Below are 12,823 nucleotides of genomic sequence, written 5' to 3'. Positions count from 1 at the left end.
CCTCCTGACGGATCAGTTGATCCTCATTTATTAGCGTTTAAGGGCCAGCTGAAATTGTTCCTTCGCGGAGTGAAAATCCGGATTGGCAGGATTATAGCTGATAGCAATATCTATTTCTTGAATGGCCATTTCATGATCACCAAGTAAACCAAGTGACTGTGCCTTATGATGATGATATAAAGGATTGCTCGGATCGTTAGCAATTGCGTTCTCAATCGCCTCAACTGCCTCTTGATGCCGGCCAAGTGATCTCAAGCTGTTCGCCTTATGAAACGAGAAATCATACCGTTCAGGCTGCTGTTCCAGAAGCTGATCCATAACTTTAACCGCTTCCTCATGCCTGCCCAACTCTCTTAAATAATTGGATTTATGATAGCGGAAGAAGCTTTCGCCAGGATCGCGTTCTATCGCTTTATCATACTCTGCTAACGCTTGCTCGGATCGCTTCATCATTCGGTAGGCATTTGCGGTATAGAAATAGAAATCAAGGTCATCCGGTTCGATAGTAAGTGCCTGTTGATAGGCTGCCAAAGCTTCCCCATATCTCCCGAGTTCCCCTAAGAAGTATCCTTTATAGTAATAGAAGTCTGAATTATTACTGTCCTCTTGCATTGCATGTTCCATAACCAAACTTGCTTTCCGGAAATCCTCTGCCCGAGCTAGCTCTTGAGCGCTTTGAATACTTGAATGAATCGGTAGCTTTTCTTTATTGAGAATACGGATGACCCTCTCCTGTCCCAGTTCTTCTGCATGCTGCAACGATGATTTGCCGTCACGATCCGGCAATTGAACATCCGCTCCAGCATCCACCAACAACTGAATAATATCGGAGTATAAACGGCCACCATTCCCGAGAATTACTGCCTCCAACAAGGCAGACCATCCCAGATTATTCATATGGTTAACTGCAACACCTGCTTCCAGGCATTTCTGAACAGTTCTTAGATACCCCTTCTCGCTGGAAGGAAGCAGTGTAGTTCCCCCAAAACGATTTACACTGGTTGTATCCGCACCTGCGGCAAGAGTTAAAGACAGAATCTCATGGAATCCATTGGCACCGGCACACAGGTAGGGTGATAACATAGTGATATCTCTTGCATTCACATCGCTGCCTGCTTCAATCAGCTTTTGAGCGAGAGGAATATGATTTTTTTGCGTTGCCGCCATCAGCGCAGTACGACCACCGGCATCCTTATGATGAACATCGGCACCACGAGCTAAAAGCTGTTCTACGGCAGCTAAATCCCCGCGATCCGCTGCTTGAATTAAATCTTCTGACAGAGTTTGATTAGTCATGGCTTTAGCTCTCCTATTTCTTTTTATCAATTATTTATTCGGATTGCAGCTTGTTCGCTGGGTCACGAAGGTCTGAAAAATGCTTATAAACAAATAATCCTGCAACCATCAAATAGGCGTATACGAACGGCATAAGTGAAGCTTGAGCAAATCCAACAGTCGGCGCGTGAATGATCCCAAATAAAGATAGGCCAGACGCGATTACAGCAAAGACAGCAGCCCGCAGTGGTTTATTCAGGATAGAGAAAATAGTGATGGAGCCCCAAATCAAGCTGCTAAGCGGTGCACCATTTCCTAAATGCATCAGCCCATTGTAATAAACCCCTTTACTTAATAAGAGATCAATCCCCACCTTAGAAGCCGAAGTTTCAGCCGCATTAAAAATGTTGTTCGCAAGCGTTAAAGCCCAGTTAGCAATCCATGGGAACAAGGTGATAAAGATAACGGGCACTTCATTTTTAGGTGTCTCTCGAACCACCTGATTCGCCGTAACGACCCCGACATAGACCAGAATCGGAACAATCGCCACAACAGGTATGATAGACAACAGCAGTGCCCCTATGCCAAAGAGACAAATAATTAACATGGAGAAACCAGAAGCTATGGTATAACCAAGTCCAGCCCCAATAGATTTCCAGCCTGCATGACCAATATACACAGTTACCGGGAACGGATTACCTGTAAAAGCACCAATACTTGAAGCAACCCCGTTCGTTAGCATAACGTTACGAGTGTTATAAGGATCTCCCGCAGCATGTGCGCTCTCAATATTTTCAAGGTCAAAAATATAATTCGCCAGTCCCAATGGAATTGCAGAAGCCAGGTATGGCAAGGCATGCGGAATCCCTTGAATTAAGCTGGTAATATGCACCTCAGGTGGATTAAACCCCAGTGTTGAAAGAGCCGTTGTGATCGCTTCTGGATTCTGCAAACTGAATATCCAAGCCAGCGCGGTTCCAGCAATCAGCAGCAGAAATCCTGTAGGAATTTTTTTGAATATCGGCGATTTGCCAAACCAGTTAATAAAGATGATCACAAGTACAACAAAGGCAACCACTGGTGTTTCAAAGGATTGCAGCATCGGGTTCATGGCCAGCAATAACAATCCAAGTCCAGACAAACAAGATAAAAGTACGGTTCTTGGAATAACCTTACGCAGCACATCTCCCAGAAATGAGCCGACAATAAGGATCAAAGCTTCGAACAGGCACCATACGAGACCAATTTGCAGCGCAAATGATGCATCATTGGTTTCTCTAAATACGGGAATTAACACTAGAAAAGTTACCGTAAAAATCGATGGAGCACTAGGTCCTGAAGGTAATGCGGTTATATCCGTTCGGCCTGTTTTTTTGGCTAGCTGATATCCAAACCAGCCATAAGCAATACTTGCGATAAAAATCGCGAGTCCAAACGCAGGAACGACTCTGCCGTAAACCATACCTTCCGGAAATCCTACTACAAAAATTAACAATGAAATCATCGTAAGCAGATTGGTTAAATTGTTAGCAAGCAGCCCGAAAAACGCGGCCCAATCTCCCTTTTTCCAGAACATCTTCATAAATACTTGATCCATAATAAATCTCCCCCTAGATCGTTAGCGCTTACATACCAATGGCTTATGAAGCCCTCAGGCCCTTGAATAGGCCTGAAGGGCGGGTGGTTCTATGAATGCATGCTCTGGCTAAAAGCGAGAATGGCTTGCTCGAAACACTCGATTGGAGGATGAGTGATTCCGGCTCCAATCATTCCGATACCTGGATCCTTATGGGCAATAGCCGTGTTGATCACTGGCATAATGCTGGTTTGACCCACTTTACGAATATCGATTCCAGTAGGAATTCCGCGGAAGTTCAACAAAGGAATCGTCACATTTGGATTCTCCGTTGTAGTAATTTCCTTCATTTTCACAGAATAGTTCATGGCATCATCTACGGTTCCCCCAACTAATGCTACAATCGCCGGCGCGGTTGCCATGGCGAAGCCACCTATACCATACGTTTCGGTAATCGCACTGTCACCGATATCGAGTCCCGAATCTTCCGGCTTATACCCTGCAAACATCGGTCCGACAACCTTTTGCGCAGGGCCGGTAAACCAGGTATTGCCTGGCATTCCACTGACACGAATACCGAATTCCACGCCATTGCGGGCCATCGTTGTTACGATGGTGCTATACTCGATGCCATGGGCAGCATCAAGCGCACATTTACAAAGAGCCATCCAGGTTGGTCCGGAGAAATAATCACTCATTGCCACAAAATCGAACACTTCGATTTTCTGCTCATTAGTAAAATCCGTTCTCAGGATAAGCGGCGTTAATGCCTGAATCAAAAGAGTCGTTCCAGCGTTGTTGCGGTTATGGCATTCATCTCCCATATGGAGCGCCTGTGATAACATGAGCCGCAGATCAATGCCGTTCTCAGAGAACTTCATCGCCTCACGCAGCATCGGTCCAAGCACATCTCTCATCCAGATCAAACGTGCAACGACCGTTTCATCGTTTGCACCCATCCGCAAGATTTTCGACAGTTGCTCACTAAGGTTCGTATAAGCGATGTTGCCATACGTTTTATTCTCTACAATGTGCATGAACATAGAGGCTGAGGTTACCCCTGCCATGGACCCCACACAATTATGCTCGTGACAAGGGGAGAACGTAATCTCACCTGATGCCGCTAGTTCGGCAGCTTCATCCAGATCCTTCGCCAAGCCCTCAAAGACCAAAGCGCCGGTAACTGCACCTTTCATGGGACCACTCATCTTATCCCAGGTAATCGGAGGCCCTGCATGTAATATCGTAGTCTTAGTCATCCCTGGTACGACATTGATCGCTTGATCAAAACCAACCAATACCGGTTGTGAATTCACGATTCGCTCTACAGCCAGCTTGTTGGCAGCCTCAATCTTTGCAACAATTCCCTCTTGCTCTAACGCATCCAGTGCGGCAATTAATTCGGGCTTACCTCCACCAGGTGGCTTCCATTCCAGATGGGTTACGTTGCCTTTTTGCTTCAGGATATCATCCTTGAACATTTCTAGGCCGACATTGATAACGTGAAGTTCACTCTTAAATAACTCATTGATTCTGTTCATGTTATACTCCCTTCTCTACAAAACCTCTGGCAAGAAGTCCTGCATTCGTATTACTGCTTGCATAGGTAACGCCCGCGGATACCAGCTTATCAAGCTGTTCTTGGACGGAAGGTGTATCCAGATCGGTTCCAAGTACATAGCCGACAATCTCCAAATGTCTGCCTTCTTGTTCCGCTGCTTGCTTAGCCTCAATAATTGCAGGTACCATAACACCTACTGGATCCTCATGCGATCCATAGCCTAATACAAAATCCATAATGATCACGCCCACCGCCGGGTCCTTTGCTTCCTGCTTGAATCTGGCAATCCGTGAAGAAGGATCAATCATCGGATGTGGTTTGCCGTTAGTGAACCCATCATCCCCAAAATCAATAAACGTATGTCCTTGGCTGATATGGATATCACCCAGCTGATATTCCGGATCTTTTGGAATGTTGCTATAGACATCGTCGTATTTCTCCATCGCTAGATACATTGCTTCATCACATAAAGTACCGCCGCAGAATAACCCGCGAATATACTTCTGTTCTGGCTTCAGCTTGACCTTAATCTCTTCAATCAGTGGAAGGTTTAGCGGATGCTTGTCAATTTGACTCTCATCAATGCCGGATAGAATTACCGCCTTCAGCGCGGCCTCTTTGGTTGTTTTGGCAAAATGTCCACCTGCTTCCAGAACAGCTTCCTCCGTTCCTCCGATAAAGCAGACCACGACAGGCTTATGCATATTTTTGATTTCATTCAGCACTTTTTGTTCCACACTTTTGGCGGGTGGCTTGGAAATCAACACAATGACCTTAGTGGCTTCGTCTTCGTTAAGCGCTTTCATCGCATCAAGCATCATTACTCCGCCGACACGTTCACTTAGGTCTCTGCCGCCTGTGCCAATCAACTGTGAGATGCCTCCGCCAAAATCGTGAATCCGCACGCTGATTTCCTGACTTCCTGTGCCGGATGCACCCACGATGCCGATATTGCCTTTACGAACCTTATTAGCAAAACATAAGGCCATATTTCCAATGATCGCGGTTCCGCAATCCGGCCCCATCATCAGCAATCCACGCTCATGTGCTATTTTTTTTAATTCAATTTCGTCTTCTACGCTTACGTTGTCACTGAACATCATGACATGGAGATTATTCTCCAGCGCTTTTCTTGCTTCTCTGGCTGCAAACGCTCCGTTGACTGAAATCACTGCAAGATTAGCTGCTGTCATATTCTTCACTGCCGACTCAATTGTTGGATATTTAAGCTCTGTACCGCCAACTGCACTGTCTTTTTTAATAAACAGCTCTTCGATTGCTTCAAAGGCAACTTCAGCCAGCTCAGGGGATGCTGCTTTGATTACGATCATCAGGTCACTATTCTTAGCTTCCTCTAGCTCAGGGGTTATCAGCCCTATATTCGCTAATACCTCTTTATTCATTTGAGTAGCCATTGCGATAAAAGCTTGTTCGACACCCTCTATTTGATTCGCTTTGGTCGACAACGACATGAGCGAGACGGAATCAAAGTATGTGTTTCTTTTAATTACTATTTTAGTCGACATATCTTACCTCCAACGTTGTTCTAGATTAAGATTCAAACCGCTAATGATCCCCAAGGCAATATCTGTTCCGGAAGAAGAACCTATATCCAGCACTGCCGATAAGCCAAGAAGCATAGTTTCCTTACTCTCATACATGAGCGAATGCAGCAACTGACCCATTGACTCTCTCACCTGACCCCAAGCCGATTTTTTCAGAGCCATATAGCTTATTTCATTCGTTAATTCAGCTGCTTCGATCACGACTTCCCTGCACCACGGCTGATATTTACTAATAGGACTCCGAGGCAGATGGATCACAGCAAACAATCCAACTAAAAAATCATCTCCCGACGGAGTCAGCCCTGGGCCTAATCCCATTAGTCGAATTGCATAATGAGCAGCATCTTCCATGCTGTCATTCGCCAAGGCATTGAGAAGACCTGAAGATCGTTCTTCCAGCAGCCGCATCGTTTCTCTCTCAAAGCTGCTAGAACCCGCAAACTGCTTCATACCGCCTGGTTTTCCATAGCTATTGATATAAGCCCTTGCCGCAGCCAAATTATCTCTTAGCGTCTTTAGTTCTATTGGAAAAATAGATAAAGAGCTCTGCCAAACTGTCAGTTCCTTGATCGATATTGAAAGCTTAGTGCCAATATATAATTGATCATTCTCCGAAAAAACTTCTTCTCCCACAACCAGTCCAAGATCCGGAAAACTACTAACCTCTGTGATCAAAGTATTAGGCGCATTATCTATCCTACTGCTCGCAATGGTATATAATTCATCAGTTGTCTTGCACCTTACATTTATCGTCCGCTCAAATATGCTGTGTACATTTCCGAAAAATCTTGATTCTCGAATCCGATGAAAGAACGCGCTATCACTGGATATCCCAGCTTTTAAATAAGAGGTACACTTGCTCTGAGAATGCTCCGTTTGATCGCCCCCTTGAGAAGGAAGTAGATAATGGTTTGGTCACTTACTGTCAGGTTATCCTATATAGAAAGCGTTCTCATAAAAAACCTTAACGGTTGATGATGAATGATAGAAGATGTTACACTCAGTTCATAAAATTCCAAGAATGATGAAGATTGAGCTGCTTTCTGTGTGAAAAAGGATATTTTTGTGAAATATATCACAGTTTAACGGATAAACGTTACCTGACACCCTTATTGTAGTCCTCCGCACACTGGGGGTCATCATACAAGAACACTAAAAACAACAAGTAATCACTATGCACATTGCACAATGGGTGAAGATAAGGGGTGTGAATTGATGCTAACGATAAAAGATATCTTACAAATCAAATCCATCGAAGGCATAAAGATCGTTGCGGGGCATTCTGGCCTAAACAATCAAATCTCCGTAGTTAATATCATCGAGAATCCGGACGTATTTGACTGGCTGACCTCGAACGAGCTGCTTTTATCCACCGGATATATCTTCAAAGACAGCACGGAGCTGCAGAACAAATTCATTCATGAGCTGGTGGAGAATAACTGTGCAGGACTCTGCATCAAAATGAAGCGATATTTCGATGCTATCCCGCAGAATATGATCGAGCTTGCTGATAAGCATGGACTCCCGCTACTGGAGCTCCCTTTTGAATACACCTTGTCCAGAGTCATTGCGATCATTAACGAAAAGACCAACGCGGATTACGATGCAGTGAACCGACGTTCGCTCGACCTTCATAATGCGCTGTTCAAAATCGCACTCGAAGGAGGCGGTATTGAGCAAATATCGGCGGAATTGTCCGACACGATCCACAACCCTGTTCTTATATTAGATAGAGACTGGAACCTACTCTGCTATACGGATCATAAGGATAACCCATCTCCACTTCAGGAATTCCTGCCACTGGTGAAGAACAGGCCAGTTTTTCCACCAGAGTTCACGGTAGCTTTCCCAAAGTATATTACTGAAATCAAAAAATCCATCAAACGCACCTACTATTCTCAGGGACAGCCGTACAAGTGCTGCATTATGCCGGTTTCTGTATCCAGTAACGCTTACGCGTATATCGTCGTTCTGCAAACGGTACGCAAGCTGGTTGAATTTGACTACACCGCGTTAGAGCATGTATCCACGATGCTTGCACTGGACCGGATCAAAGCCAAGGAAATCGAAGAGGTAAAGCATAAAATTAGGCAGGACTTCTTCGACGACTTATTAGCTGGCAATATTACTTCAACAGAAACACTGCATTCCCTATCTGCTATGCATGGGCTTAAAGTTAACTATGCGTATTATTGTACAGTTATCCATATTGAAGCTACACAGCTGGAAAACTACACGGACATGGTTTATAGAAAATACGAAATGGAGCATATGGTCAAAAAATGTGTCAATTTGATCTATGGCTTGTCCAGTAATGCAGGTGGAGAGCTAATCTGTTACTATCGCAATCAGCAAATCATCATCTTGATCGGAAAAAATGAAAATAAACCGCCAATTTCCGTAAGCGATACGAAAGCCTTTGCTCAAGAGGTGCTGCAGTTGCTGGCTCAGGAAATGACTAAAAATCATTTTCTCATCGGCATTGGCAGTCAGTATAAGACACTTGCTTATCTCCATCGAAGCTTCTTCGAGGCCCAGGAAGCTATGCGGCTCATGCAGCGGTTTAATAAAGACAGCCGGAGCATTGCTCACTTCGAGGATTATTCTGTCTATCATTTTTTGGATTCCAATATTAAGCCTACGGAAATGGAGACATTCTTTAACAAAGTTCTGGGAGGCATCCATGAACATGACCAGACGATGAACACGAGATTCATGTCTACCTTGGAGTATTATTTTATGTACAATCAGAATGTAACCGAAGCCGCCAAAGCGATGTTTATTCACCGCAACACCTTTATTTACCGGATTGATAAAATCAAAGATTTGCTAAATATAGATCTGAAAAACTCAGATGAGCTATTCGAGATTCAACTGGCACTTAACCTCTATCGATTGCTGCAAAGGGGTTAAAATAACGAAGGGTATTCCCGGCAACCATTACTCTAGTTGCACTGGAATACCCTTTTTTCATAACGTCATAGCCCGTCCATATCTTGCTAAATATTCTTCCTTCTCCTTATAATCCGGCATTAGGCTTCCAACCCGTCGCCAAAAGGAACGATCATGGTTCATATGCAGCAAATGACATAACTCATGGATGATCACATAATCGATAACCTCCACGGGAGCCATGGCCAGACGATAGTTAAAGGTTAGCTTTTTATCGGAGCTGCAGCTTCCCCATTTGGTCCTGGACTCTACAATCTCGATACTCTTAGGTTTTACTCTAAGCTGCGTCTGGTACCTAGTGATCCGCTCTCCTATAAGCTTCTTGCAGCTAGAGAAATAGAACTTTTTCAGCTTTAACTGAAGTTGTTCTTCTCTTAGCTCCGCTGTCTCTATAAGCTCATGCAGAGAATAATATTTGCCTAGATACAGGAACTTTCCTTCATCTTCGTACGCTCTGATCATCTTTGGCGTTTCACGAGCCGCTTCGAGACTTTGCAGCTTCTCCACAATCATTTTTCCATTACGCTCAACCACACTTTTAATCGTCTCTTCAGATGTTTTCTTAGGTACCTTGAGTGTTATGCGCCCTGACGAATCTATATGAATGGAGATTTTTTTCCCGTTTCCATATTGAACATTAAACTCGATCACCTGATTGTCGTAATCAATCTTCATACCCACCATCGTTTCTATAAGATTATTCGCAATAAAAAAGAAGAACGCACCTAGGCGTTCTCCTATTTTAACACGATTCCTCAATACACCGGATATCCCGCTACAAACATTGCCAAGTACAGTATACTACCCACAACAGATATAACAGTGAGTGCAACATCCTTCGGCTTTTCATTAGTGAGCGCAACGGCAGCAAAAGCTAGCGGAAATGCAACAAGCAAATAACGCGGGGCTGACAGCAGCCAGGTAGCTCCCACTACGAAAGCAAAATACACGATAAAATAAGCAGTGTAGGATGGCCGTAGTTTTCTTGCTCCCATAAACATGATAATTAGTGCTGAGAATATAGCGATTAAATTAGGCAGCCACATGCCGAGAAAAGAACGGCTATCTCCACTTTTAAAGGTGCCCACCGCATATTCCATCTGATATCTTACGGTATCGAAAAAGAGATAGAACTTCTGTGACCAATGCTCCCTCTGGTAAATACTGAACTGAAAAGCATTTCCCGTAACATAGTAGTTGATGTAAAGATAAGCCAGCAAACCCATCGATATGATAGCAAGACAGCCAATGGCGGTGGTCAGTTTATGTATAAACGCTTTTTTCTCTAGTAATTTATAATTCCCGATAAGTTCTCGTGCAAATTCAATCGCAACCGGTACAATCAACAGTACCCCTGGAGAACGCGTATACGCTGCAAGTGCACCGCATAAACATCCGATGAGCCATTCTTTTTTTCTCACAAAATATAAACACAACAGCGATAAGGCCAGAAATAAAGATTCGGTCATTGGGATGAAGAAAAAGAACGCAGCCGGAAATATAAAAATATACTTTACTACTCGCATAGCACTCTTTCGATGCATGTCTAGTGCGGCAAGCTCATAGGCGACCAAGGCAGCGACAAGCGAGCAAATATTAGAAACGATGAATCCAGCGACGAGATAATTCCCTACGAATACCTGAACTACTTTAATTAGATTTGGAAAAAAAGGGAAAAATACAATATGGTATTTCGGATCTCCCTCCGTCACATACCAATTCTCCGCGATGCCCAAATAATGTGAAGCGTCGATTCCTGATATATGCCAGGTCTCAGCTATTTTGCTAAACAAACCGCCGGAATAGCCATTCTGTATGATCAAAAATATATACCCGATAATCATAAGCAAGACCCGACTAGCCACTACCCAGCCGATAATATATAGCCAAGCCTGCTTTCTGTCCCGTGTTTTATTTTCCAGAGTTACTTCAGGTGCTGGATTTGTCAGAACAAAATCTGTCAAAACAGGTATAATGCGGAGTCCCAATAATACAAAAAGTACGAAACAGGCCACGGAAGCAAGGGTACCCATCATAGACCAACTAGTGGTCGAGTTTACCCAGAAAATAGCCGTCACCATCATAATGAACATGAAGATGAAGGAAATGATTTTGTCGTGCTTTTTCATTTGAACCTCCAAAGATAAATTCTTACAATAATCTAGTTAAAAAAGGAAAATATTACGCATAGAAATATAATAGTCTCTGGAAATTTTTTTGTAAATCATATATTGTCTTTGAAATAACAAAGCCACAAGGGCCATCAATTCACACAAATAAAAAAACAGCCTGAACCCTGTAAAAAATGGGTTCCAAGCTGTTCTGTTGTCATCCCTACTTCTCTTCATGGCTGAAATAAAAATTCAGCGGCAATTCATCATCACTTTCCAGACTGTTCGTCATCTTATAGGTGATGAGCATTTTATTCTCACCCTTGCCGTATGACCATGATTCTTCAATACTTCCTACCAGTGGCTTTAACGGAAGAGTCATCCTGTCAATCGTTTGGACTGATTTCTCGACTTTGTCAGTCTCTTCATCTTCCACAGGTTCGTAATGATCCAGAAAAGCACGCACCAGTTCTCTTGCATTTTGAAAGCCACTTTCCGATCTAGGGAAAACGGTTCCTATCCGGTAACCTATGATTTTATTAGTATTAACATCTACCACAACCTGTTGTATAAACTCCATTTGATTGACGGTTAGGATATCATCTTGCAGGATTGTACCCAAAGTTGTATCGTATTCACCCACGGCATCCGTAATTTTTAAAGCAGCAAGCCCTTCTTCGCGCGGCTGCATGAACACAGCCCTATGCTTCTCCACATGTGTGAAAAGCTCAGCATACTTAGGTTTATCCTTGCTGCATGCAGTAGATAACAGCGAAAGAACGACTATTCCACAAATGAGAATGAAGTATGATTTTCTCAAACGGATACACCTCCTTACCTGACGAAATCAATAGATGACAAATCTCAGGAAAAACACTTATTAACTATACCTTTTTAGAAACAATATCTTCAAAATGTTTTACAAGATACCGGTAACTTCAAAATGTTGAATGTTACCGTTTACATTTATATCATAAACCACTCCGCAAGCCCAAGCGAGCCCCCCTCCTACAAGAAATACCCTATTACTACCTAATGCATTATACCCTGTATATTTTGTACCCATAACTGGTGAACTGACACTTGTAACTATTTCATGCCTGAATGGAAAATCATTCGCTTCAGATGCAGCGGTATATCCTGGATAGGTCAGCAGAGTACCCAAAGTAACCCAGGTAGCTGTAAAATTATTAATATTGAACCCGTTGTTTGCATAAGCCGTAACCTCTTGCCGCAAGGGGCGAATATAAGTAACGTTGTTATACGCATCTGCATGTGCAGTAAATATACTAACAGAACTCAATCCGTAACCGACTGTTCCCGGTGTTCCTGTTGGCTTGCCGGCCTCAATTATCTTATTTATTATGTTAGCTTGTGAGATTGGTAATATCGTATTGACACTTATATCGCCGTCATCCAATTCATTCCAAATACGAATGGCTTCGCCATTTATTTCACCACTCCGCATTGTTGCAATGTTTTGAGTAGCAGGTACAAACTGTATAGCACTATCCTCATTGACAGCTGCACCTTGCTCACGCAACCAGTTAATTGTTATTTCAGGAACCTCATCAATGCTCATGATCGCTGTTTCATTAACTGATATACCAGCAACAATAGCCTTAAAGTCTGTCTCATTTTGATTGACGTTCATTGCATCAGCATTTATTGGAATGAAAATAAGCATAGCAACAACCATAATTGAAATTATTCTCTTTTTCAATGTAACTCTCCTCTACTCTTTTTAAAAGCATTTAGTTTGGTCGACCAACCTACCAAACCT

At 43.2% G+C, this 12,823-nt stretch carries 10 protein-coding genes; 1 reads left to right on the top strand and 9 read right to left on the bottom strand.

Going from position 1 to position 12,823, the window contains the following annotated elements; all coding sequences use genetic code 11:
• Positions 1 to 30: 30 nt before the first annotated feature.
• The 5 genes from MHI51_RS04065 to MHI51_RS04045 form a co-directional block, all read right to left on the bottom strand.
• Entirely contained in the window at positions 31 to 1,296 is a 1,266-nt protein-coding gene (locus MHI51_RS04065) for a tetratricopeptide repeat protein (protein WP_076276986.1), read from the bottom strand.
• A 34-nt stretch (positions 1,297 to 1,330) separates the two neighbouring features.
• A complete protein-coding gene (locus MHI51_RS04060) occupies positions 1,331 to 2,872 on the bottom strand; it encodes a xanthine permease (RefSeq protein ID WP_405173619.1) in 1,542 nt (513 codons plus the stop codon).
• An 89-nt stretch (positions 2,873 to 2,961) separates the two neighbouring features.
• The gene (locus MHI51_RS04055) at positions 2,962 to 4,392 is read right to left on the bottom strand and encodes a DUF1116 domain-containing protein (RefSeq protein ID WP_076220603.1); all 1,431 of its coding nucleotides are present in this window, start codon (positions 4,390 to 4,392) and stop codon (positions 2,962 to 2,964) included.
• Between the two features lies 1 nt (position 4,393).
• The gene (fdrA, locus tag MHI51_RS04050) at positions 4,394 to 5,938 is read right to left on the bottom strand and encodes an acyl-CoA synthetase FdrA (protein WP_405173618.1); all 1,545 of its coding nucleotides are present in this window, start codon (positions 5,936 to 5,938) and stop codon (positions 4,394 to 4,396) included.
• Positions 5,939 to 5,941: 3 nt separating this feature from the next.
• Positions 5,942 to 6,652, bottom strand: coding sequence for a DUF2877 domain-containing protein (locus tag MHI51_RS04045; protein ID WP_405173617.1), 711 nt, complete (start codon positions 6,650 to 6,652; stop codon positions 5,942 to 5,944).
• A gap of 540 nt (positions 6,653 to 7,192) precedes the next feature.
• Between MHI51_RS04045 and MHI51_RS04040 the strand changes: the two genes are divergently transcribed.
• A complete protein-coding gene (locus MHI51_RS04040; RefSeq protein WP_076276982.1) occupies positions 7,193 to 8,890 on the top strand; it encodes a PucR family transcriptional regulator in 1,698 nt (565 codons plus the stop codon).
• A 57-nt stretch (positions 8,891 to 8,947) separates the two neighbouring features.
• Here the strand turns inward: MHI51_RS04040 and MHI51_RS04035 are convergent, their stop codons facing one another.
• From MHI51_RS04035 to MHI51_RS04020, 4 genes are all read right to left on the bottom strand, one after another.
• The gene (locus tag MHI51_RS04035; protein WP_405174038.1) at positions 8,948 to 9,604 is read right to left on the bottom strand and encodes a M48 family metallopeptidase; all 657 of its coding nucleotides are present in this window, start codon (positions 9,602 to 9,604) and stop codon (positions 8,948 to 8,950) included.
• Between the two features lie 80 nt (positions 9,605 to 9,684).
• The gene (locus MHI51_RS04030) at positions 9,685 to 11,058 is read right to left on the bottom strand and encodes a hypothetical protein (RefSeq protein ID WP_341001185.1); all 1,374 of its coding nucleotides are present in this window, start codon (positions 11,056 to 11,058) and stop codon (positions 9,685 to 9,687) included.
• Between the two features lie 205 nt (positions 11,059 to 11,263).
• Complete coding sequence (locus tag MHI51_RS04025; RefSeq protein ID WP_076128606.1) at positions 11,264 to 11,860, bottom strand: hypothetical protein; 597 nt, start codon at positions 11,858 to 11,860, stop codon at positions 11,264 to 11,266.
• Between the two features lie 99 nt (positions 11,861 to 11,959).
• Positions 11,960 to 12,763: a hypothetical protein gene (locus MHI51_RS04020; RefSeq protein WP_076128604.1), complete on the bottom strand. Its 804-nt coding sequence runs from the start codon at positions 12,761 to 12,763 to the stop codon at positions 11,960 to 11,962.
• Positions 12,764 to 12,823 lie beyond the last annotated feature (60 nt).

The organism is Paenibacillus sp. FSL H8-0260 (assembly GCF_045040625.1).
In the GTDB taxonomy this organism is placed as follows: Bacteria; Bacillota; Bacilli; order Paenibacillales; family Paenibacillaceae; genus Paenibacillus_AQ; species Paenibacillus_AQ odorifer.
The sequence above is the reverse complement of the archived record's forward strand: the minus strand, read 5'-3'. Positions and strand labels throughout refer to the sequence as shown.

Excerpts from the sequence above, each read along its gene's own strand:
- fdrA (WP_405173618.1), bottom strand. The coding sequence starts at position 5,938 with ATGTCGACTAAAATAGTAATTAAAAGAAACACATACTTTGATTCCGTC.
- MHI51_RS04060 (WP_405173619.1), bottom strand. The coding sequence starts at position 2,872 with ATGGATCAAGTATTTATGAAGATGTTCTGGAAAAAGGGAGATTGGGCC.
- MHI51_RS04065 (WP_076276986.1), bottom strand. The coding sequence starts at position 1,296 with ATGACTAATCAAACTCTGTCAGAAGATTTAATTCAAGCAGCGGATCGC.
- MHI51_RS04035 (WP_405174038.1), bottom strand. The coding sequence starts at position 9,604 with ATGAAGATTGATTACGACAATCAGGTGATCGAGTTTAATGTTCAATAT.
- MHI51_RS04040 (WP_076276982.1), top strand. The coding sequence starts at position 7,193 with ATGCTAACGATAAAAGATATCTTACAAATCAAATCCATCGAAGGCATA.
- MHI51_RS04030 (WP_341001185.1), bottom strand. The coding sequence starts at position 11,058 with ATGAAAAAGCACGACAAAATCATTTCCTTCATCTTCATGTTCATTATG.
- MHI51_RS04055 (WP_076220603.1), bottom strand. The coding sequence starts at position 4,392 with ATGAACAGAATCAATGAGTTATTTAAGAGTGAACTTCACGTTATCAAT.